This window comes from Pseudomonas sp. ML2-2023-3 (genome assembly GCF_037055275.1).
Lineage (GTDB): Bacteria > Pseudomonadota > Gammaproteobacteria > Pseudomonadales > Pseudomonadaceae > Aquipseudomonas.
In genome coordinates, this window is sequence record NZ_CP146343.1 from 4,828,771 (window position 1) to 4,849,142 (window position 20,372).

A 20,372-nucleotide genomic window follows, 5' to 3' on the forward strand; every position below is an offset into this window, starting at 1 on the left:
CCCGCACATGCCCTGCTTCGGAGTCCACACCATGACGGCCCACGCCGACCTTTCGCCGACCCTGCAACTTGCCTGCGATCTGATCCGTCGCCCTTCCGTGACCCCGATCGACGCCGACTGCCAGAAGCTGATGATGCAGCGCCTGGGCGATGCCGGCTTCAAGCTTGAGCCGATGCGCATCGAGGACGTAGACAACTTCTGGGCCACCCACGGCAAACACGAAGGCCCGGTACTGTGCTTCGCTGGCCACACTGACGTGGTACCGACCGGCCCGGTGCAAGCCTGGCAAAACGACCCGTTCGACGCGCTGATCGATGAACACGGCATGCTCTGCGGCCGTGGCGCCGCAGACATGAAAGGCAGCCTTGCCGCCATGCTGGTGGCGGCCGAGCGTTTCGTCGCCGACTACCCGGACCACAAGGGCTCGGTCGCATTTCTGATCACCAGTGACGAAGAAGGCCCGGCCCATCACGGCACCAAGGCCGTGATCGAGCGCTTTGCTGCCCGTAACGAGCGTCTGGACTGGTGCATCGTCGGTGAACCGTCAAGCACTTCCCTGGTGGGCGATGTGGTCAAAAACGGCCGTCGCGGCTCCCTGGGCGCCAAGCTCACCGTTCGCGGCGTTCAAGGCCATGTGGCCTACCCGCACCTGGCCAAGAATCCGATTCACCTGGCAGTACCTGCGCTGACCGAACTGGCCGCCGAGCATTGGGATAACGGCAACGCCTTCTTCCCGCCGACCAGCTTCCAGATTTCCAATCTGAACTCCGGCACGGGCGCAACCAACGTGATCCCGGGGGATCTGGTGGCGGTCTTCAACTTCCGCTTCTCCACCGAGTCCACCGTTGAAGGCCTGCAAAAGCGCGTGGCGGACATACTGGACAAGCACGACCTGGACTGGCACATCGACTGGGCGCTGTCCGGCCTGCCGTTCCTGACCGAGCCGGGCGCCCTGCTGGACGCGGTGTCGTCGAGCATCAAGCAGGTCACTGGCCGCGAAACCAAAGCTTCTACCAGCGGCGGGACTTCGGACGGGCGCTTTATCGCGACCCTGGGTACCCAGGTCGTCGAACTGGGACCGGTCAACGCGACCATTCACCAGGTCAACGAGCGGGTTCTGGCCAGCGATCTTGATGTACTGACCGAGATCTACTACCAAACCCTGATCAAGTTGCTCGCCTGATGCTCGCCTGCCCAATTTGCAGTGCACCGCTGAACGCGGTCGACAACGGCGTGGCGTGCCCGGCCGGGCATCGCTTTGACCGCGCCCGCCAGGGTTATTTGAACCTGCTGCCCGTGCAACACAAGAACAGCCGTGACCCTGGCGATAACCAGGCAATGGTTGAAGCCCGCCGCGACTTTCTCAATGCAGGCCATTACGCGCCCGTGGCCAAGCGCCTGGCCGAACTGGCGAGGGAACGAGCGCCGCAACGCTGGCTCGACATCGGTTGTGGCGAGGGTTACTACACCGCGCAAATCGCCGAGGCACTGCCCAACGCCGATGGCTACGCACTGGATATCTCCCGCGAGGCGGTCAAGCGCGCCTGCAAGCGCAGCCCGCAACTGACCTGGTTGATCGCCAGCATGGCCCGCGTGCCACTGGCCGATGCCAGCTGCCAGTTTTTGGCCAGCGTCTTCAGCCCGCTGGACTGGCTTGAAGCAAAACGCCTGCTCAGCCCGGGGGGCGGCCTGATGCGTGTTGGCCCGACTCGCGGGCACTTGATGGAGCTGCGCGAACGGCTGTACGACGAAGTGCGCGACTATTCAGACGACAAGCATTTGGCCCTGGTGCCCGAAGGCATGCAGGTGCAGCACAGCGAGACACTGGAATTCACCCTCAGCCTGAGTGAGCCCCAGGATCGCGCCAATCTGCTGGCCATGACCCCCCATGGCTGGCGCGCCAGTGCCGAGCGTCGCGCCCAGGTCATCGAACACCCCGAGCCTTTAGTGGTGACGGTGTCGATGCGCTACGATTACTTCGTGCTTCAATAACCAACTTTACGGCCAAGGGCACACGCCCTTGGCCCGATTAATCCGCGAGTGGATTTTTCAGACCCGCAGTGAGGACATCCATGCGCCAACCCGATATCGAGATCTACCTGAAAGAAGCGGTCACCTACAAGGACGTCGAAGCCTGGCTGGCCAACGTGCTGGGCCCGTGCACCGAATGGAAAAAGAAAGGCGAAACCTGGAAGTGCACCGCAGGTGACGTACCCGTTACCTGGATGCCAAAAGCCGTCGGCAAATGGAACAGCCTGTACCTGGACAGCGACCAGACACCGTGGGAAGACGACATTGCCTGTGCCAAGGCCGCTTTTGACGCACTGAAGATCGAAGTGCGTTGCGCGCCGGGCAGCTGGGTCGAGGAACAGGGCGAGGCTGATGCTGATCGCTGGATCCGCATCAGTGAAGACGGCCAGGAAGAAATCACCTGGAAAACCGGTTCCTGAGCTGCAAATAACACCCTGTAGCCGCTGCCGCAGGCTGCGACAAGGGCCGAAGGACCTTCAGGGTCGCTTCGCAACCCATCGCAGCCTTCGGCAGCGACTACAGGAACTGCATTACAGCCCCACTACATCTTCAGCCTGCAAACCCTTGTCACCTTTGACCTGGGTGTACTCGACCTGCTGGCCTTCAGCCAGGCTGCGATGGCCTTCACCGCGAATGGCGCGGTAATGCACAAACACATCCGCCCCGTTTTCACACTGAATAAAGCCGTAGCCCTTGGCATCGTTGAACCACTTCACACTGCCTGTTACGCGCGTTGTCATGGATCCTTCCCCCCTTTTTATTATTGATCGGGCTCGTTAATTGGCCCTTTGAGAACTAGTGTTTGAACCTGACGCTTCACTACTGGGTCTTGCGCGGTGTCGCGAAAGACCACCGAGTATAAGTCAGGCAAAAAAACACTCAATCAATATTAGTTCGCCGCTTTTTTGCCGATTTTCGGGAGATACGGCACACTACCCGGCCGAGTAAACGCTCGTTTTATCCACTAACGCAGAAGCCGTATGACCCCCTCCCCATTCCGCCGCCTTGTATTTGGCGCCCTGCGTCGCTTGCTGTACCTGTGGGTGCGCTCGGAGACCATTAATCAGTCTTCCCTGACCCTGAACCTGGATCGCAGCCGACCCGTGTTCTACGTACTGCAATCGCCCTCGCTGACCGAACTGGCCGTGATCGATACCGAGTGTTCCAAGGCCGGCCTGCCGCGCCCGGTATTGCCGGTTGCAGTGGGAGAGATGATCGAGCCTGCCGCCTTTTTCTACCTGACCCCCGAGCCCGACTGGCTGGGGCGACAGGACAAGCGCGGAGCTCCGCCAACCTTGACCCGCCTGGTCGACGGCCTGACCCAAAACCCGGGCGAGGATGCGCAAATCATTCCGGTCAGCGTGTTTTGGGGGCAGTCACCCGACAGCGAGTCCAGCCCCTGGAAACTGCTGTTTGCCGACAGCTGGGCCGTCACCGGGCGCCTGCGCCGCTTGCTGCGCATCCTGATCCTGGGTCGCAAAACCCGCGTGCAATTCTCGGCCCCCATTCACTTGCGCGAACTGGTCGACCTCAACAAGGGTCATGAACGCACCGTGCGCATGGCCCAGCGTATTTTGCGCGTGCACTTTCGCAACCTGAAAACCGCCACCATCGGCCCGGACCTTTCCCACCGTCGCAACCTGGTCAAGGGGCTGGTCAATGAACCCGCCGTGCGCCAGGCCATCCTTGACGAAGCCGAGCGCGAGAACATCTCGCCGGACAAGGCCCGTGCCCAAGCACTGCGCTACGCCAATGAAATCGCCTCGGACTACACCTACACCGCGATCCGTTTTTTTGAAGTGCTCCTGAGCTGGTTCTGGAACAAGATTTACGACGGGGTCAAGGTCAACCATATCGAGAGCGTGCAGAAGGTTGCCCAGGGTCACGAGATCATTTACGTGCCGTGCCACCGCAGCCATATCGACTACCTGCTGCTGTCCTACCTGCTGTTTCGCAACGGCCTGACTCCGCCGCACATTGCCGCCGGGATCAACCTCAACATGCCGGTGCTGGGCCGCCTGCTGCGCCGTGGCGGGGCTTTTTTCATGCGCCGCACGTTCAAGGGCAACCCGCTGTACACCTCAGTGTTCAACGAGTACATGCATACCCTGTTCACCAAGGGCTTCCCGGTGGAGTACTTCGTCGAGGGCGGCCGCTCGCGCACCGGGCGCATGCTGCAACCGAAAACGGGGATGCTGGCCATTACCGTGCGCAGTTTCTTGCGCTCTTCCCGTACGCCAATCGTGTTTGTCCCGGTCTATATCGGTTACGAGCGTGTGCTCGAAGGCCGCACTTACCTGGGCGAACTGCGCGGCGCCAGCAAGAAGAAAGAGTCGATTTTCGACATTTTCAAAGTGATCGGCGCCCTCAAGAAACAGAAGTTCGGTCAGGTCGCAGTCAACTTTGGTGAACCGATCAAACTCGCCGAGTTCCTTGAACAGGAGCAGCCGGGCTGGCGCCAGCAGGAGCTTGCGCCCCTGTATCGTCCTGACTGGCTGAGCCCGACCACCAATCGCCTGGGCGAAAAGGTTGCCCAGCATCTGAATGAAGCGGCAGCCATCAACCCGGTGAACCTGGTGGCACTGGCCCTGCTTTCAACCACCCGGCTGGCACTGGACGAACAGGCCATGGCCCGGGTGCTGGATCTGTATCTGGCCCTGCTGCGCCGTGTCCCCTACTCGCCCTACACCACCTTGCCCGAAGGCGATGGCAAGGCGCTGATCAACCATGTAAAGGACATGAACCTGCTGGCCGAGCAAAGCGATGCGCTGGGCAAGATCCTCTATCTGGATGAGCAGAACGCGGTGCTGATGACGTACTACCGCAACAACGTGCTGCATATTTTTGCATTGCCTTCGTTGCTGGCCAGCTTTTTCCAAAGCGCCTCGCGCATGAGCCGCGAACAGATCCTGCGCTACACCCACGCGCTCTATCCCTACCTGCAATCAGAGCTGTTTATTCGCTGGTCAGCAGAGGAACTGGACGCCGTGGTCGACCAGTGGCTGGAGTCCTTTGTCGAGCAAGGTTTGTTGCGCTTTGAGAACGGCGTGTACCTGCGCCCGGCGCCGAGTTCGCGACACTTTGTATTGCTGACGCTGTTGTCCAGGAGCATTGCGCAAACCCTGCAACGCTTCTACATGGCCATTTCCCTGCTGCTCAACAGCGGGCAAAACACCCTGAGCGCCGAAGAACTGGAAGACCTGTGCACCATGATGGCCCAACGCCTGTCGATTTTGCATGGTCTCAACGCTCCGGAGTTCTTCGACAAGAGCCTGTTCCGCCACTTTATCCAGACATTGCTTGAAGAAGACGTGCTGCGCCGCGATGCCAACGGCAAGTTGAGCTATCACGAACTGCTTGGCGAACTGGCCGAAGGTGCTGCCAAGCGTGTGTTGCCTGCCGAAATTCGCCTGTCGATTCGCCAGGTTGCGTTGCACCGCAGTGAAGACACCCACGAGCAGCCACCGCTCTCGCTCGAAAAAACATCTTGAAGGAGAAATCCATGAAAAAAGTACTTTTACTCAGCCTCACCGCCCTGCTTGGAGCCTGTAGCTCTATGACCTCGACCCCTCAAGCATCCCTCGATGGCGAAGTGTTCTACCTGCAGCGTATTGCCCTGCCGCCTACAGCTACACTGGAAGTTAACTTGCAGGATGTATCGCTGGCCGACGCTCCAGCGGTGACACTTGCCAAGCAAAGTGGCCCAATCAAGGGCCAGGTACCCCTGCCATTTCACTTGACCTATGACCCGGCGCAGATCAAACCCGGCCATACCTACGCGGTGAGTGCGCGGATCGAAGAGAACGGCCAGTTGCTGTTTATCAGCACAGAGCGCAACAGCGTCGATCTGACTGCAAAAACCCAGCAACCTGTCCGCCTGCGTGTCGATCAGGTTCGCTAATCAAGGAGTTTGCCATGCTGCGACTTTCCATACGCTTTGCGGGCCTCTGCGCAGGCCTGTTGATTTCGGCCAATGCCCTGGCGTTATCGCTGAGCGATCTGTCCCAAGGCGACGCCACGGGCGGCCTCAAAGATGCCCTGACCCAAGGTGCGCAAATTGCGGTCAAGCAACTGGGCACCCCCGGGGGCTTCAGCAATAACCCCGAAGTCAAGATCGAGCTGCCGGGCAACCTTGGCAAAGTCGCGAAAAAGATGAAGCAATTCGGCATGGGCGATCAGGTCGATCAACTCGAAACCAGCATGAACAAAGCCGCAGAAGCGGCCGTGCCACAGGCGCAAGCCCTGCTGGTCGATGCGGTGAAGAAAATGACCGTGGCGGATGCCAAGGGCATCCTCAGCGGCGGCCAGGATTCGGCGACCCAATACCTGAGCAAAAGTAGCCGGGACCAGATCCGCGCCAAGTTCCTGCCTATCGTCAAGGCCGCCACGGACAAGGTCGGTCTGGCCCAGCAGTACAACTCATTTGCAGGGCAAGCCGCCACGCTGGGTGTGGTGGACGCCAAAAGCGCCAACATCGAAAGCTACGTGACCGAAAAGGCCCTGGACGGCTTGTTCGAAATGATCGGCAAACAGGAAGAAACCATCCGCCAGAACCCGGCAGCGGCTGCTACCAGTTTGGCGAAAAAAGTCTTCGGAACGCTGTAACCCTTGCGAAGGCGGGCTTGCCCGCCTCCACAACAATGGGTGCCCAGGCCCGGATGATGTGAGCCACACAAACCCTGTGGGAGCAGGGCTTGCCCGCTCCCACAGGGGCTTCAAGCCTCTGCTGGCTTCTTGACCTTGAACCACGCCGCATACAGCGCCGGCAAGAACAGCAAGGTCAGTGCAGTCGCCACAATCAGCCCACCCATGATGGCAACCGCCATCGGGCCGAAGAACACACTGCGTGACAGTGGAATCATCGCCAGTACCGCCGCCAGTGCGGTCAGCACGATCGGGCGGAAACGCCGTACCGTCGCTTCAATGATCGCCCGCCACGGGTCCAGCCCCGCCGCCTTGTCCTGTTCGATCTGATCCACCAGGATCACCGAGTTGCGCATGATCATCCCCGACAACGCAATGGTGCCCAGCATCGCCACAAAGCCGAACGGCTTGCCGAACAACAGCAGAAACAGCGTGACCCCGATCAGCCCCAGCGGCGCCGTCAGGAACACCATCACCATGCGCGAGAAACTGCGCAGCTGCACCATCAACAGGGTCAGCACCACCACGATAAACAACGGCACACCGGCCTTCACCGAGTCCTGGCCACGGGTGGAGTCTTCGACCGTACCGCCCACGTCCAGCAGATAACCATCCGGCAGCTCGGCGCGAACGCCCTCAAGGGTCGGCAGAATCTGCTGCACCAGTGTCGCCGGTTGCTCCTTGCCGTAGATATCCGCACGCACGGTCACGTTCGGCAGGCGGTTACGGTGCCAGATGATGCCCTCTTCGAAGCCATATTCCAGCGTCGCAACTTGCGACAGGGCAACGCTCTGGCCGTTGTCGGTCGGTACCGCCAGGCTAGGCAGCAACGCCAGCTCGGTGCGTTCCTGAGGCGTGCCGCGCAACAGGATTTCGATCAACTCGTTGTCTTCGCGGTACTGGCTGACGGTGGATCCCAGCAACGTGCTTTGCAAAAAGCGCGACAGGTTGGCCGTGCTCACACCCAGGGCCCGCGCACGGTCCTGATCGATGTTGAGATACACCACCTTGCTCGGTTCTTCCCAGTCCAGGTGCACGTTCACCACATGAGGGTTGTCGCGAACCTTGGCCGCCACCTTGCGCGCCAGTGCCCGTACCTCTTCGATATGTTCGCCCGTCACCCGGAACTGCACCGGATAGCCCACAGGCGGACCGTTTTCCAGACGCGTGACCCGCGAGCGTACGGTCGGGAATTGTTCGTTAAGGGTGTCAATCAACCAGGTGCGCAGTTCTTCCCTGTCCTCAATGGTCTTGGCCAGTACCACAAACTGGGCAAAGCTGGCCGCTGGCAACTGCTGATCCAGTGGCAGGTAATAGCGTGGCGAGCCGGTCCCGGCATACGCCACATAATTGGCAATACCCGGATGGTCCTTGAGCAGTGCTTCGAGTTGCTTGACCTGATCGGTGGTATTGCTCAACGAAGCGCCTTCGGCCAGTTTCAAGTCGACCATCAATTCCAGTCGGCTGGACGCGGGAAAGAACTGCTGCGGAACAAACTTGAAGAGCACGACCGACCCCAGGAACAGCAGCACCGTCAATGCAATCACGGTCTTGCGCCGGGTGACGCACCACTCCACCAACCGTCGGACCCGCTGGTAAAACGGTGTGGCGTAAGGGTCGGGAGCACCTGCGCCCGAACCGTGTTTGGCGGCATGAATTTTCGCCAGGTCCGGCAACAACAGCGCCCCCAGATACGGCACAAACACCACCGCCGCAATCCACGACGCCAACAGGGCAATGGTCACCACCTGGAAAATCGAGCGGGTGTACTCACCCGTGCTCGACTGCGCCATGGCAATCGGCAAAAAGCCTGCTGCCGTGATCAGCGTACCGGTGAGCATGGGGAACGCGGTACTGGTCCAGGCGAAGCTCGCCGCCTTCATCCGGTCGTAACCCTGCTCCATCTTGATCGCCATCATTTCCACGGCAATGATCGCGTCGTCCACCAACAAGCCCAGGGCCAGCACCAACGCCCCCAGTGAAATCTTGTGCAGGCCGATCCCGAAGTAATGCATGGCGGCAAACGTCATTGCCAGCACCAGCGGGATGGTCAGTGCCACCACCATGCCGGTGCGCGCACCCAGGGAGAAGAAGCTGACCAGCAGCACGATCACCAGGGCTTCCACCAACACTTGAACGAACTCGCCGACACTGGTTTTCACAGCCGCTGGCTGGTCAGAGACCTTGCCCAATTGCATCCCGGCCGGAAGGTTCTTCTGGATCCGTTCGAACTCGGTATCCAGCGCCTTGCCCAGCACCAGGATATCGCCACCGTCTTTCATAGCCACGGCCAGACCTATCGCATCCTGGCCCATAAAGCGCATACGCGGTGCCGGTGGATCATTAAAGCCGCGACGCACATCCGCCACGTCGCTGATGCGAAAGGTGCGCTCGCCCACGCGGATCGGGAAACGTTCGATCTCCTCTACCGTCTTGAAATTACCGCTGACGCGCAGTTGCACCCGTTCTGTCGGTGTTTCAAAGAAGCCCGCAGTCGACACTGCGTTTTGCTCCTCAAGGGCTTTTTGCACGGCGGCCAGCGGCAAGCCCAAGGTGGCCAGTTTGAGGTTGGACAGCTCGATCCAGATTTTTTCGTCCTGCAGCCCCAGCAATTCAACCTTGCCTACATCCTTGACCCGTTGTAGCTGGATCTGGATGCGGTCGGCGTAGTCTTTGAGCACCGCGTAGTCGTAACCTTCACCGCTCAAGCTGTAGATATTGCCGAAGGTCGTACCGAATTCATCGTTGAAAAACGGCCCCTGCACATCAGGCGGCAAGGTGTGGCGAATGTCACTGATCTTTTTGCGAACCTGATACCACAGCTCCGGAATCTGATTCGAGTGCATCGAATCGCGGGCCATAAAGGTCACTTGCGACTCGCCAGGGCGCGAGAACGAAACAATGCGCTCGTACTCACCGGTCTCCATCAGCTTTTTTTCAATACGTTCGGTGACCTGCCGAGAGACTTCCTCAGCCGTAGCACCCGGCCACAGGGTGCGAATGACCATGGCCTTGAAGGTGAACGGTGGGTCTTCGCTTTGCCCTAATTTGGTGTACGAAAGCCCGCCGACAATAGCTAGCAACAGCATCAGGAACAGGACGATCTGGCGATTGCGCAACGCCCAGGCAGAAAGGTTAAAGCCCATGGGGGTTACTCCTTGGCCGAAACATTGATTGCCCGGTTGGAGCGATCAATCGGCCGCACCTCTTGCCCGGGATGCAGCACATGCACGCCGGCAGCGACGATCCAGTCATCGGCCTTGAGGCCTTCGAGAACCGGCACGCTTTTTTCGCCAAAAGGCCCCACACGCACCGGCACTTGCTCAAGCTTGTTGCCTTGGCCGACTCGCCACACGTAGGCCGCGCCGTTCTCGGCGGTCAAGGCTGACAGCGGCACCGACAGCGAACTGTCGCCTTCGCCCTGAATGAAAACCCTGGCACTTTGGCCCAGTTCGGCAGGCACCTTGCCAGAGGTGAACGTGATACGGGCAGCAAAGGTACGTGACTTTGGATCTGCCGATGGCGACAGCTCGCGGATACGGCCGCTGAAACGCTGGCCGGGCTGCGACCACAACTCAACCGCCACCGGCATACCGATCTTGAAGCGGCTGAAATCCTGCTCCGGCAGGCTGATCAGCACTTCACGCTCACCATCGGCTGCCAGGGTGAACACGGTTTGCCCGGCATTGACCACTTGCCCCACTTCAACCTGGCGCTGGGCGATCACGCCATCTTGTGGGGCGCGCAACACGGCATAGCTGGCCTGATTGCTGGCCACATCCTGCTCGGCCTTGAGCTGCTGGAGCTTGGCAACGCCAGAGCGGTAGAGGTTTTCGGCGTTGTCGAACTGTGAGCGGCTGACCATCTGCCGATCCAGCAGGGTCTTGTAGCGATCGCGCTCAGCACGCACCAGGTTCAGATTGGCCTGCCCTGCCGCCACTTGAGCACGGGTAGCGTCCAGTTGCAGGCGCACGTCTTGCGGGTCCAGCTCTGCCAGGGGCTGATTGGCCTTGACCCGCTCACCTTCATCGACCAGGCGCCTGGTGACTTTGCCTGCGATACGAAACGCCAGTTGCGGATCGAAACGCGCGCGCACTTCGCCGGGATAGCTCTGACTTGCCAGCGCTGAAGGCTGCGGATGCACCACCATCGCCGGGCTGATGCTGATTTTTGCAGGCTCTTGCTGCCCGCATCCAGACAATAAAAACACCAGACAGACAGGCACAGCGCGGGACAAGGCATGGCGCAACATGTTGACGACCTTTCGCTAAAGGGGCTTGGAATATTTATACTGGCAGCATGTTATTAATACTAAACTCACCAGTCCAGTAATAAACGGCTATGTCTGACCATCCTTTACCCCCTAACGCTCTCGGCCGCCCCAAGGACCTGGCAAAACGCCAGTCCATCCTCGACGCCGCCAAAACCCTGTTTTTGACCAAGGGCTATGCCAACACCAGCATGGATGCCGTTGCGGGCCTGGCGGGCGTGTCAAAACTGACGGTCTACAGTCACTTCACCGACAAGGAGACCCTGTTTTCTTCGGCGATCATGTCCAAATGCACAGAGCAGCTACCGGTACTGTTTTTTGAGCTGCCGGCCGGCAAGCCCATTGAAGGGGTGTTGCTGAACATTGCCCGAGGCTTTCAAGTCCTGATCAACAGTGAAGAATCACTGAATCTGCACCGATTGATGGTCACCCTCGGCAGCCAGGATCCAAAGCTTTCGCAGATCTTCCTTGAGGCCGGACCGGAGCGCGTGGTGCACGAGATGGAGGGGTTGCTGCGCAAGATGGATCAGAGCGGCGCGCTGCGGATCGACGACCCGCATTACGCGGCAGAACACTTCTTCTGCATGCTCAAAGGCGCCCCCAACTTTCGCCTGCTGTTTGGCGGCGGTGAACCGCTGGGGCCGCAGGAAAGCGAAGCCCATGTGCAGGAAGTGGTGGGGATGTTCATGCGGGCTTATCGACCAGAGTGAAACACCCGCTCCCACATGTTCAGGGCTTGAGTGCTTTCTTCGGATAGATATCGTACCGGCTCGATTTGCCATCCAGCGCATGACTTGGCTTGGGCCCCGCAATGCACGGTGCCTTGCGGGGCCGCTTGACCACCACACGGTGGGTCGCCAGCGCCAACGCAGCTTCAAGCAGGGCCGGAGCATCATTGTCATCGCCCACTAACGGGCGAAACAGGCGCATTTCTTTTTTCACCAGCGCGGTTTTCTCACGATGGGGGAACATGGGGTCCAGGTAGATCACCTGCGGTGGCTCCCCCTCCCAATTGCGCATCACTTCAATCGAGTTGCCTTTGAGCAAGTGCATGCGCGACACGATTGGCGCCACTTCAAAGTCATCCAGGCCACGGGCCAGACCGTCCTCAAGCAAGGCACCGATCAGCGGCTGGCGCTCGATCAGGCTCATCTCACAGCCCAGGCTTGCCAGCACGAACGCGTCCTTGCCCAAGCCCGCCGTGGCATCCAGCACCCGTGGGCGCACGCCTTGCTGAATACCCACCGCCTTGGCAATCATCTGCCCCGTACCGCCGCCAAACAAACGACGATGGGCCGCACCGCCTTCGACAAAGTCGACCCGCACCGGACCTGGCGCATCCGGCCCCAGTTGCTGCAACTGCAAACCCTGGGCGCTCAACTGCAAGGCGAACTCCGCGTCAGGCTCATCCAGAGGCAAACCCAGGCGCTCAGCCCATTGCTCGGCCAAGGCCTGAAAGGCCTCGTCCAGCGCTTCGACTTTGATACGACAGCCCGCTGCTTGCTCAATCATCTAAAAACACGCTCAAAAATTTAATGATCGGCAAAGGCTGCCGATAAATGAAATATCCGCCATTTTGCCAGAGCTGGGCGTCGACCGAGAGCTATGTCAGACATTCATTGCGCACCTATCGGCTTTATTGCGCCAATTGGCGACTTTGGCCGCCACAATTCGCAGATCACAGGCAGCGTCAATCACCTGTGGAAGGACTTCTACGCCCAGGCGTTGGCAGAACAGTCCGGTACCGATGCATTGGCGGCCATGGATGCCGAGCTGCCAGCCAGTACTGAAAACGCCGAGCCCCGTGGTGGCACCCACCTGTTGGGCACTATCGTGATCCAGCGCCACTGCGAGGTTCAGGACACCGAACTGCGCCCGCCTGAAGCCCTGTTCTTGCCCATTGCCGAATTCGAACTGGACCTGCTGCCGCCACCCGCCGTGCCCTACCCGCCTGAAGACATTGTCGAGCAACAGCACCAGCAAGATTTCAACAACACATGGGTGCGCCCGATCGTCATGACCCAGGGTCATCCGCTGCCCGATCCAGGCCCGGGGCCTGAGCCACGACCTTTGCATCTGCCCATAGCCGAGTTTGAACAGGACTTGCTGCCACCCCCCGCCGAGCCATTCGACGCCATTACGCTGATAGAGCAACAACGGGCGATGGACTTCGACCTGGGCTGGGCCCGCCCGATTGTCATCAACAACCTGCGCCTGGCCGCTTAAAGCAGGCCCAGTTGCTCGCGAGCCTGGGATTGATGCAACTCGGGCAGTGGGGGCAGGCCCGGTAAGCGCTCACTCAATTGGCGATGAAAACGCCGCGCCAGCTCAGGAGCGCGGTGATTGTCCGGCGTATGCAAAAACACGTAGGGCGTACGCCCCTCCTCGATCCAGCCCGCGACTTTTTCAATCCAGGGCAACAAATAAGGATCGTTGGCCTCCAGCTCCGGGCGGCCAATAAATCGCACCTGCGGACATTGGGTAAAGGCCGCCGGGCGAGGCGGCACTTTGGGCTTTTTCGATTGAGCGTGGAGCACGGCAGGATCGGTCGAGTGGCAACTGAACAGTGCCCGGGGATCAAGGCAGATACGCTCGACACCGCGATCCATCAGCAAGCGGTTGAGCAGCCGCTCGGCATCGCCCCTGGCAAAGAACTCCGGATGACGAACCTCAATGGCCAGCGGGCGCTGCAAGGTGTCCATGAAGCTCACCAGCTCGCTCAAGCGCTGAGGCCCGAAACTGGCTGGCAGTTGCAGCCAAAACGGCGCTACCCGCCCCCCCAGGGGCCCCATGAGTTGCAAGAAATCTTCAGCGGCTTGCAACTGCTCACGCAAATCGCCGCCGTGGCTGATATCCCGTGGAAACTTGGCGGTGAACCTGAAGTGTTCAGGCAGGCTTTGCGCCCAGCGTTCAACCGTGGCCGGTGCCGGGCGGGCATAGAACGTGGTGTTGCCTTCGACGGCATTGAAGACCTGCGCATACAGGCTCAGGAAATCAGTTGAACGCGCGTTCTGCGGGTACAGGCCTTCGCGCCAGGCGTTTTCACTCCAGGACGGACAACCGAGGTAATAAGGGAGGGACGTGAGGGTCATGGCTCAAATATACAGATCCAGCCCCAGCACTTCTGTTTCCCAATCGACGAAGCCTGCGGTGGTCAGGTAGCTGGCAAGGGCACTGGCTGCGCTTTTGCTCATGGCACGCTGGAAGATCATGTCCTGGGAACGGACCGGCAACTGGCTGATGCGCTCACCGGAAGGTGGGGTACGGGCAGCCTGGGGGGTGTTTTCGAACGAGGCTTCATTGTCGTCAACCGACTCATCGACCAGCGGCTGACCTTTACGCGGCTTGCGCTTGATCGGGTAGGACTGGGAAGAAAAGCCGTCAATGCGCATGGCAACAAGCTCGTTAGCGATAGTTACAATTTAGCGGCGCTGGCAAGACTAAGCAAATGGGCCGGCTATTTTGTAGTCGCTGCCGAAGGAACGAGGCTGCGTTCGTCAGCGGCTACAACAGCGGATCAAACGCCACGTTCAGCTTTTGTAGCTGCCACCTTGTCGCGCAAGTACACCGGCTGTGCATCATCGGCCCGGATGGCCTCGCCACGGGCCCAGGCAAATCGGGCCAGGGTCAGCAGGTCTTCGGCGTGAGGCAACATGCCTGCGTCCATTGCGTACGGCTTGACGTTCAAGCGCTCGGCATACCCCCAGCCAGTCCCGGCGCCAAACCAGTCACCGCTGGCGCCATCCGGCAAGGCAGTTGCTTCCGGTGCGAGCACGGCTTCAGCGCCTTGCAGACGCATCTCCCCCGCCTGCTCGCGATAGCAACCCCAATACACTTCGTCCATTCGCGCATCGATGGCCGACACCACCTGGGTCGCGCCGTGCTCGCGATGGGCTCGCTGGGCCAGTACCGCCAGATTGGAGATCGGCAACACCGGGCGCTCCAGCGCAAAGGCCAGCCCCTGGACCACGCCAATGGCAATGCGCACACCGGTAAAGGCGCCAGGACCGCGGCCAAAAGCAATGGCATCGACCGCCGACAACTCGATCCCGGCCGCAGCCAGCAAGTCTTTGATCATCGGCAACAGCTTTTGCGCGTGCAGGCGCGGGATCACCTCGTAGTGGCTAGTAACCTTGCCATCGTGCAACAAGGCAACTGAGCAAGCTTCAGTCGCGGTATCCAGGGCCAGCAAGGTGCTCATCGGTGTTCCCGTCAGAATCAGAATTGAAAAAAGTGCAGCAGTATAAACAACAACAGCCCGCAAGCGGGCTGTTGTGATGACGCAAAATCGACTTATCAGCTCAGCGCTTCAAGCACCTTGGCCGTGATCGATTCGACCGAGCCAACACCTTCAACGTGGCTGTACTTGGGCTTGCCCTGGGCAGCAGCCAGCTTCTGGTAGAAGTCCACCAGCGGCTTGGTTTGCGAGTGGTAGACCGACAGGCGGTGACGAACGGTTTCTTCGGTGTCGTCCTTGCGCTGTACCAGGTCTTCGCCGGTCACATCGTCCTTGCCTTCCACTTTTGGCGGGTTGTAGACGGTGTGGTAAACGCGGCCCGAAGCTTCGTGTACACGACGGCCGGCAATACGCTGAACGATCTCTTCGTCTTCAACGGCGATTTCCAGCACGTGGTCCAGCTCCACACCGGCTTTTACCAGGGCTTCAGCTTGCGGAATGGTGCGCGGGAAACCGTCGAACAGGAAACCGTTGACGCAGTCTGGCTGAGCAATGCGCTCTTTCACCAGGTTGATGATCAGGTCATCGGATACCAGACCACCGCTGTCCATTACGCCTTTGGCGATCAGGCCCAGCTCGGTGCCGGCTTTAACGGCTGCACGCAACATGTCGCCGGTGGAGATTTGCGGGATGCCAAATTTTTCAGTGATGAACTTTGCCTGAGTACCTTTACCGGCCCCGGGAGCTCCCAGCAGAATTACGCGCATCGATGTGCTCCTCAAATTTTTTATTTAAATGACAACAGACTCGCCTCTTTGGGCCAGTCTCAAAATCGGATTATGGCCATCAAAACGGCCAAGGGCTGATCAAGATACACAGCAGGCCCGGCCCACACAAGCCGCCCAAAGTAGGAAAAATTACAGGCAAACCGGCCTCTGCGGCCGGGTGTCACAGGTCGCAACCCCACAATAAAGTGTCGCGCCCGCACGGGGGTCGGCATCAATCCGGCCCGGCCCCCCGCCTGCCTTGGCGCGACATTCGCCGCTCTTTTGCTTTAACCGGTGTTACGCAAGCCTGCCGCGATCCCGGCCACAGTCACCAGCAACGCTTGTTCCAGAGGGCTGTCCTGCGCCGCTTGCTGGCGTCGCGAACGTGCCAGAAGCTCGGCCTGCAATAGATGAAGAGGATCGAGGTAAGTGTTGCGCAAGCGGATGAATTCAAGGGTCTCGGGGCTGTGTGCCATCAACTGCGCCTGACCGGTCAAGCCCAGCACCACCGAGCACGCCTGCGACAATAGGTCGCGCAAGTGCGCACCCAATGGCAGCAGTTCCGGGCTCACCAAACGCTCGTCGTAGAGCCGGGCGATATCGGCATCGGCCTTGGCCAGGACCATTTCCAGCATGTCGATGCGGGTACGGAAGAACGGCCACTGCTCGCGCATTTGTGCCAACTGCTCGCCTTCGCCCCGTGCCAGTGCCTGGCTCAGTGCGGTTTCCCAACCCAGCCAGGCGGGCAGCATCAGGCGGGTCTGGGTCCAGCCGAAAATCCACGGGATGGCCCGCAGGCTTTCAATCCCGCCTGCCCGGCGTTTGGCCGGACGACTTCCCAGCGGCAATCGCCCCAGTTCCTGCTCCGGCGTTGACTGGCGGAAGTACTCCACGAACTGTGGATTATCACGCACCACCCCACGGTAGGCCTTGACCCCGTCAGCTGCCAATTCGTCCATCAGTACCCGCCAGCCAGGTTCCGGCAGGGGCGGCGGGAGCAAGGTGGCTTCCAGTACGGCCGCCAGGTAGAGATTGAGATTCTGCTCGGCAATGTCCGGCAGGCCGAACTTGAAACGGATCATTTCGCCCTGTTCCGTGGTACGGAAGCGCCCCGCGACAGAGCCCGGCGGCTGCGACAGGATCGCCGCGTGAGCCGGGCCACCGCCGCGCCCCACGGTGCCGCCACGACCATGGAACAACAACAATTCAACGCCTTGCTCGCGGCAGATATTGACCAGTGACTCCTGCGCCCGGTACTGCGCCCAGGCCGCCGCAGTGGTGCCCGCATCCTTGGCAGAGTCGGAGTAGCCGATCATCACTTCCTGCGGGCCCTTCAGGTGTGCGCGATAACCCGGCAACAGCAACAGCCGCTCGATCACCGGTCCCGCGTTGTCCAGGTCGGCCAGGGTTTCAAACAACGGAACCACACGCATCGGGCGCTCAAGCCCGGCCTCTTTGAGCAGCAGTTGCACGGCCAGAACATCAGAGGCGGCACCGGCCATCGAGATCACATAGGACCCCAGGGAAGCCCCCGGTGCGGCTGCCACTTCGCGACAGGTCGCCAGTACTTCGGCGGTGTCGGCACCGGGCTTGAAGTAGCTGGGCAACAACGGGCGACGGTTGTTCAACTCGCGCATCAGGAAGATCAGGCGCGCATCTTCGTCCCAGTCTTCATAGCGGCCAAGGCCCAGGTAGTCGGTGATTTCGGTCATGGCCGAGGCGTGACGGGCCGCGTCCTGACGCACATCGAGGCGCACCAGAAACAGGCCAAACGTCACGGCTCGGCGAAGGAAATCGAGCAATGGGCCATCAGCGATCACGCCCATGCCGCAGGCATGCAGTGATTGATAGCAAAGCTGCAGCGGCTCCAGCAGCTCGCGATTGTCCTGCAACACATCGCTCGGTGCAGGCTGCGTGCTGTTCAGGGCGCTATGGGCCCAGCTGCGGGTCGCCCGCAGGCGCTCACGCAATTGCTTGAGCACGGCGCGGTACGGCTCGGCACTCTCCCCTGCGACTGCCAACAGCTGCGGGGTGGCCTGTTGCATCGACAGGTCAGCGGCCAGTTTATCGATGTCGCGCAGGTACAAGTCAGCGGCCATCCAGCGCGCCAGCAGCAACACTTCGCGGGTCACGCTGGCGGTGACGTTGGGGTTGCCATCGCGGTCGCCGCCCATCCAGGAAGCAAAGCGAATCGGTGCCGCCTCCAGGGGCAGGTGCAACCCGGTCGCCGCATGCAGCGCCTTGTCAGCCTTTCGCAGCATGTGCGGCACGGCGTGCCACAAGGAGTGTTCGATCACAGCAAACCCCCACTTGGCCTCATCGACAGGTGTGGGGCGGGTGCGACGGATTTCTTCGGTGTGCCAGGCTTCAGCGATCAGCCGCTGCAAGCGCTGTTCGATTTCGGATTTTTCCGCAAGGGTCAGGTCACGATGGTCCTGGGCAGCCAACTGCTCAGCGATTGCGTCGTACTTTTGAATCAGCGTGCGACGAGTCACCTCGGTGGGGTGTGCGGTGAGCACCAGTTCGATGTCAAGACGGCTGACCTGCCGCGCCAGCGACTCGGGGTCATGCCCTTCGGCCAGCAGCCGTTCGAGCAATTGAGGCAGGACCAGCGCCTCGAAAGGCTCGGCCTGACCTTCTTCACGGCGGTGGATCAGCTCGTACTGCTCGGCAATGTTCGCCAGGTTCAAAAACTGGTTGAACGCTCGCGCAACCGGCAGCACTTCATCGTCGCTCAAGGCATCCAGAATCGCACTCAGCTCTTCGCCGGTAGTGCCGCGCCGGTCGGCCTTGGCCCCCTGGCGAATGCGCTCGATCTTGGCGAGAAAAGCTTCGCCATATTGGTCACGAATCGTATTACCCAACAGCTCACCCAGCAGGTGAACATCATCGCGCAAGCGTGCATCAATATCGGTCATCAGCAGTTTCTCCAGCAGTATCCGGGGGACAGCTCGTCCCCAAGAGTGCTTTGCAACGCCTGCTTTTGACAAGTCTTGCACGGGGCAAAACGTAAATAGGCGCCTGACCAATCGGTCAAAAATCTTTTAGGCCATTTGCCATCTTTTTTTGAACTATTCAAAAATCGTTTCGGTCACAGCCATTAACCATCACCGCTGGAACTCGTGTTCCAACACTCCGGGTGACGCCACCAGTCGTGATGGAATTAGCTGTTATTAAGGAGTTTCCCAATGGAGTTGAAGACCATGATGACCCGCACTGTCAAAACCACCTCCCCTCGCCTGCGCGGGCTAAAACTGGCTGCGCTGGCAATCGGCACCAGCTTCGTTTTGGCCGGTTGTGCTGGAAATCCACCGTCAGAGCAGTACGCCGTGACCCAATCGGCCGTGAACAACGCCGTGAGCGCAGGCGCTACTGAATATGCACCGGTAGAAATGAAGTCGGCTCAGGACAAGCTCAAGCAGGCCGAGCTGGCCATGCATGACAAAAAATACGATGAAGCCCGTCGTCTCTCCGAGCAAGCGGAATGGGACGCTCGCGTAGCAGAGCGCAAAGCCCAGGCCGCCAAGGCAGAGAAGGCCGTTCAGGATGCTCAGAATGCCGTTCAGCAACTGCGTCAGGAAGGCATGCGCAGCGTTCAATAAACGCTGCCCCTTTTTGACTGCACCTGGCGACACAGCACTCCTAATCGATAGAAAGGACTAAATATCATGCGCAATACAGTAATGATCCCCGCCCTGTTAGCTCTGAGCGTTGGCCTGGCGGCGTGCTCGCACCAGCCGAACGTCAACCTGGAAAACGCCAAGACCAACTTCTCGGCCCTGCAAACCAACCCTGAGTCGACCAAGGTTGCAGCGCTGGAAACCAAGGACGCCAGCGAATGGCTGGACAAGGCCGAGAAGGCTTACCTGAACAAGGAAGACGAGTCCAAGGTTGATCAACTGGCTTACCTGACCAATCAGCGTGTTGAAGTGGCCAAGCAAACCATCGCGTTGCGCACCGCTGAAAACAACCTGAAGAACGCAGGCGCAGCCCGTAACCAGGCATTGCTTGATGCCCGTGATGCGCAGATCAAGCAACTCAAGGGCATGAGCGCCAAGCAAACCGAGCGCGGCACGCTGGTCACCTTTGGTGATGTGCTGTTCCAGTTCGGCAAGTCCGACCTGCAGCCCAACGGCATGCGCAATATCAATACCCTGGCCGAGTACCTGATCCAGAACCCGGACCGCAAGGTGATTGTCGAGGGTTACACCGACAGTGTCGGTTCGGCAGCTTTCAACCAGACGTTGTCTGAGCGCCGTGCTGAATCGGTGCGTAATGCACTGGTGCGCAAAGGCGTAGACCCGACCCGCATCGTGGCTCAGGGCTATGGCAAGGAATACCCTGTCGCGAGCAACAGCACCGATTCGGGCCGTGCCCAGAACCGTCGCGTTGAAGTGACCATCTCCAATGACAACCAGCCTGTAGCTCCGCGCTCCTCGATGCAGTAACCCCCTGTAAAAAAAGCCCCGCCTGAGTGATCAGG

19 protein-coding genes are annotated in these 20,372 nt (G+C 60.0%); 10 read left to right on the forward strand and 9 right to left on the reverse strand.

Annotated elements, in window-relative coordinates:
- Positions 1-31 precede the first annotated feature (31 nt).
- From dapE to V6P94_RS22275, 3 genes are all read left to right on the forward strand, one after another.
- Positions 32-1,183: a succinyl-diaminopimelate desuccinylase gene (dapE, locus tag V6P94_RS22265; protein ID WP_219261630.1), complete on the forward strand. Its 1,152-nt coding sequence runs from the start codon at positions 32-34 to the stop codon at positions 1,181-1,183.
- Positions 1,183-1,992, forward strand: coding sequence for a putative RNA methyltransferase (locus tag V6P94_RS22270; protein ID WP_326397443.1), 810 nt, complete (start codon positions 1,183-1,185; stop codon positions 1,990-1,992). The genes dapE and V6P94_RS22270 overlap by 1 nt, the downstream gene beginning before the upstream one ends.
- Before the next feature lie 80 nt (positions 1,993-2,072).
- Positions 2,073-2,450, forward strand: coding sequence for a hypothetical protein (locus V6P94_RS22275; protein ID WP_133077740.1), 378 nt, complete (start codon positions 2,073-2,075; stop codon positions 2,448-2,450).
- 111 nt (positions 2,451-2,561) lie between these two features.
- Here V6P94_RS22275 and V6P94_RS22280 read toward each other — a convergent pair whose 3' ends face one another.
- Entirely contained in the window at positions 2,562-2,771 is a 210-nt protein-coding gene (locus V6P94_RS22280; RefSeq protein ID WP_219261633.1) for a cold-shock protein, read from the reverse strand.
- Between the two features lie 240 nt (positions 2,772-3,011).
- On the opposite strand from V6P94_RS22280, the gene plsB reads away from it, so the two are divergent.
- From plsB to V6P94_RS22295, 3 genes are read left to right on the forward strand one after another with little or no spacing between them, the layout of a single operon-like run.
- The gene (gene plsB, locus V6P94_RS22285) at positions 3,012-5,522 is read left to right on the forward strand and encodes a glycerol-3-phosphate 1-O-acyltransferase PlsB (protein ID WP_326397441.1); all 2,511 of its coding nucleotides are present in this window, start codon (positions 3,012-3,014) and stop codon (positions 5,520-5,522) included.
- 11 nt (positions 5,523-5,533) lie between these two features.
- Positions 5,534-5,932: a YbaY family lipoprotein gene (locus tag V6P94_RS22290; RefSeq protein WP_326397440.1), complete on the forward strand. Its 399-nt coding sequence runs from the start codon at positions 5,534-5,536 to the stop codon at positions 5,930-5,932.
- A gap of 14 nt (positions 5,933-5,946) precedes the next feature.
- Positions 5,947-6,636 (forward strand): DUF4197 domain-containing protein, encoded by a 690-nt coding sequence (locus V6P94_RS22295; protein WP_326397439.1) that lies wholly within the window; start codon positions 5,947-5,949, stop codon positions 6,634-6,636.
- 110 nt (positions 6,637-6,746) lie between these two features.
- Here the strand turns inward: V6P94_RS22295 and V6P94_RS22300 are convergent, their stop codons facing one another.
- Both V6P94_RS22300 and V6P94_RS22305 read right to left on the reverse strand, forming a co-directional pair.
- The gene (locus V6P94_RS22300; RefSeq protein WP_326397437.1) at positions 6,747-9,821 is read right to left on the reverse strand and encodes an efflux RND transporter permease subunit; all 3,075 of its coding nucleotides are present in this window, start codon (positions 9,819-9,821) and stop codon (positions 6,747-6,749) included.
- Between the two features lie 5 nt (positions 9,822-9,826).
- Positions 9,827-10,927, reverse strand: a complete 1,101-nt coding sequence (locus V6P94_RS22305; protein WP_326427317.1) for an efflux RND transporter periplasmic adaptor subunit — start codon at positions 10,925-10,927, stop codon at positions 9,827-9,829.
- A gap of 89 nt (positions 10,928-11,016) precedes the next feature.
- Between V6P94_RS22305 and V6P94_RS22310 the strand changes: the two genes are divergently transcribed.
- A complete protein-coding gene (locus V6P94_RS22310) occupies positions 11,017-11,655 on the forward strand; it encodes a TetR/AcrR family transcriptional regulator (protein ID WP_133077747.1) in 639 nt (212 codons plus the stop codon).
- A gap of 19 nt (positions 11,656-11,674) precedes the next feature.
- Here V6P94_RS22310 and V6P94_RS22315 read toward each other — a convergent pair whose 3' ends face one another.
- On the reverse strand, positions 11,675-12,457 hold the full coding sequence (locus tag V6P94_RS22315; protein WP_219261638.1) for a class I SAM-dependent methyltransferase: 783 nt from the start codon (positions 12,455-12,457) through the stop codon (positions 11,675-11,677).
- A 93-nt stretch (positions 12,458-12,550) separates the two neighbouring features.
- Between V6P94_RS22315 and V6P94_RS22320 the strand changes: the two genes are divergently transcribed.
- Complete coding sequence (locus V6P94_RS22320; protein ID WP_326397433.1) at positions 12,551-13,171, forward strand: energy transducer TonB; 621 nt, start codon at positions 12,551-12,553, stop codon at positions 13,169-13,171.
- Here V6P94_RS22320 and V6P94_RS22325 read toward each other — a convergent pair.
- From V6P94_RS22325 to ppc, 5 genes are all read right to left on the reverse strand, one after another.
- A complete protein-coding gene (locus V6P94_RS22325) occupies positions 13,168-14,037 on the reverse strand; it encodes a DUF72 domain-containing protein (RefSeq protein WP_133077750.1) in 870 nt (289 codons plus the stop codon). The genes V6P94_RS22320 and V6P94_RS22325 overlap by 4 nt on opposite strands.
- Before the next feature lie 3 nt (positions 14,038-14,040).
- A complete protein-coding gene (locus tag V6P94_RS22330) occupies positions 14,041-14,337 on the reverse strand; it encodes a hypothetical protein (protein ID WP_019822138.1) in 297 nt (98 codons plus the stop codon).
- A 125-nt stretch (positions 14,338-14,462) separates the two neighbouring features.
- Positions 14,463-15,146, reverse strand: a complete 684-nt coding sequence (gene tsaB / locus V6P94_RS22335) for a tRNA (adenosine(37)-N6)-threonylcarbamoyltransferase complex dimerization subunit type 1 TsaB (RefSeq protein ID WP_133077751.1) — start codon at positions 15,144-15,146, stop codon at positions 14,463-14,465.
- A 95-nt stretch (positions 15,147-15,241) separates the two neighbouring features.
- Entirely contained in the window at positions 15,242-15,889 is a 648-nt protein-coding gene (gene adk / locus V6P94_RS22340) for an adenylate kinase (protein ID WP_095001284.1), read from the reverse strand.
- 287 nt (positions 15,890-16,176) lie between these two features.
- Positions 16,177-18,807: a phosphoenolpyruvate carboxylase gene (ppc, locus tag V6P94_RS22345; RefSeq protein WP_219261643.1), complete on the reverse strand. Its 2,631-nt coding sequence runs from the start codon at positions 18,805-18,807 to the stop codon at positions 16,177-16,179.
- Positions 18,808-19,077: 270 nt separating this feature from the next.
- Between ppc and V6P94_RS22350 the strand changes: the two genes are divergently transcribed.
- Both V6P94_RS22350 and V6P94_RS22355 read left to right on the forward strand, forming a co-directional pair.
- Positions 19,078-19,491, forward strand: a complete 414-nt coding sequence (locus V6P94_RS22350) for a DUF4398 domain-containing protein (protein ID WP_019822131.1) — start codon at positions 19,078-19,080, stop codon at positions 19,489-19,491.
- Between the two features lie 66 nt (positions 19,492-19,557).
- Complete coding sequence (locus tag V6P94_RS22355) at positions 19,558-20,337, forward strand: OmpA family protein (RefSeq protein ID WP_326397431.1); 780 nt, start codon at positions 19,558-19,560, stop codon at positions 20,335-20,337.
- The last annotated feature ends 35 nt before the right edge of the window (positions 20,338-20,372 follow it).

What these genes read in the sequence shown, in the direction of transcription:
- V6P94_RS22355 (WP_326397431.1), top strand. Translation starts at nt 19,558, where the DNA reads ATGCGCAATACAGTAATGATCCCCGCCCTGTTAGCTCTGAGCGTTGGC.
- V6P94_RS22295 (WP_326397439.1), top strand. Translation starts at nt 5,947, where the DNA reads ATGCTGCGACTTTCCATACGCTTTGCGGGCCTCTGCGCAGGCCTGTTG.
- V6P94_RS22280 (WP_219261633.1), bottom strand. Translation starts at nt 2,771, where the DNA reads ATGACAACGCGCGTAACAGGCAGTGTGAAGTGGTTCAACGATGCCAAG.
- V6P94_RS22275 (WP_133077740.1), top strand. Translation starts at nt 2,073, where the DNA reads ATGCGCCAACCCGATATCGAGATCTACCTGAAAGAAGCGGTCACCTAC.
- adk (WP_095001284.1), bottom strand. Translation starts at nt 15,889, where the DNA reads ATGCGCGTAATTCTGCTGGGAGCTCCCGGGGCCGGTAAAGGTACTCAG.
- V6P94_RS22305 (WP_326427317.1), bottom strand. Translation starts at nt 10,927, where the DNA reads ATGTTGCGCCATGCCTTGTCCCGCGCTGTGCCTGTCTGTCTGGTGTTT.
- V6P94_RS22290 (WP_326397440.1), top strand. Translation starts at nt 5,534, where the DNA reads ATGAAAAAAGTACTTTTACTCAGCCTCACCGCCCTGCTTGGAGCCTGT.
- ppc (WP_219261643.1), bottom strand. Translation starts at nt 18,807, where the DNA reads ATGACCGATATTGATGCACGCTTGCGCGATGATGTTCACCTGCTGGGT.
- plsB (WP_326397441.1), top strand. Translation starts at nt 3,012, where the DNA reads ATGACCCCCTCCCCATTCCGCCGCCTTGTATTTGGCGCCCTGCGTCGC.
- V6P94_RS22320 (WP_326397433.1), top strand. Translation starts at nt 12,551, where the DNA reads ATGTCAGACATTCATTGCGCACCTATCGGCTTTATTGCGCCAATTGGC.
- V6P94_RS22350 (WP_019822131.1), top strand. Translation starts at nt 19,078, where the DNA reads ATGGAGTTGAAGACCATGATGACCCGCACTGTCAAAACCACCTCCCCT.
- tsaB (WP_133077751.1), bottom strand. Translation starts at nt 15,146, where the DNA reads ATGAGCACCTTGCTGGCCCTGGATACCGCGACTGAAGCTTGCTCAGTT.
- V6P94_RS22315 (WP_219261638.1), bottom strand. Translation starts at nt 12,457, where the DNA reads ATGATTGAGCAAGCAGCGGGCTGTCGTATCAAAGTCGAAGCGCTGGAC.
- V6P94_RS22330 (WP_019822138.1), bottom strand. Translation starts at nt 14,337, where the DNA reads ATGCGCATTGACGGCTTTTCTTCCCAGTCCTACCCGATCAAGCGCAAG.
- V6P94_RS22325 (WP_133077750.1), bottom strand. Translation starts at nt 14,037, where the DNA reads ATGACCCTCACGTCCCTCCCTTATTACCTCGGTTGTCCGTCCTGGAGT.
- V6P94_RS22310 (WP_133077747.1), top strand. Translation starts at nt 11,017, where the DNA reads ATGTCTGACCATCCTTTACCCCCTAACGCTCTCGGCCGCCCCAAGGAC.
- V6P94_RS22300 (WP_326397437.1), bottom strand. Translation starts at nt 9,821, where the DNA reads ATGGGCTTTAACCTTTCTGCCTGGGCGTTGCGCAATCGCCAGATCGTC.
- V6P94_RS22270 (WP_326397443.1), top strand. Translation starts at nt 1,183, where the DNA reads ATGCTCGCCTGCCCAATTTGCAGTGCACCGCTGAACGCGGTCGACAAC.
- dapE (WP_219261630.1), top strand. Translation starts at nt 32, where the DNA reads ATGACGGCCCACGCCGACCTTTCGCCGACCCTGCAACTTGCCTGCGAT.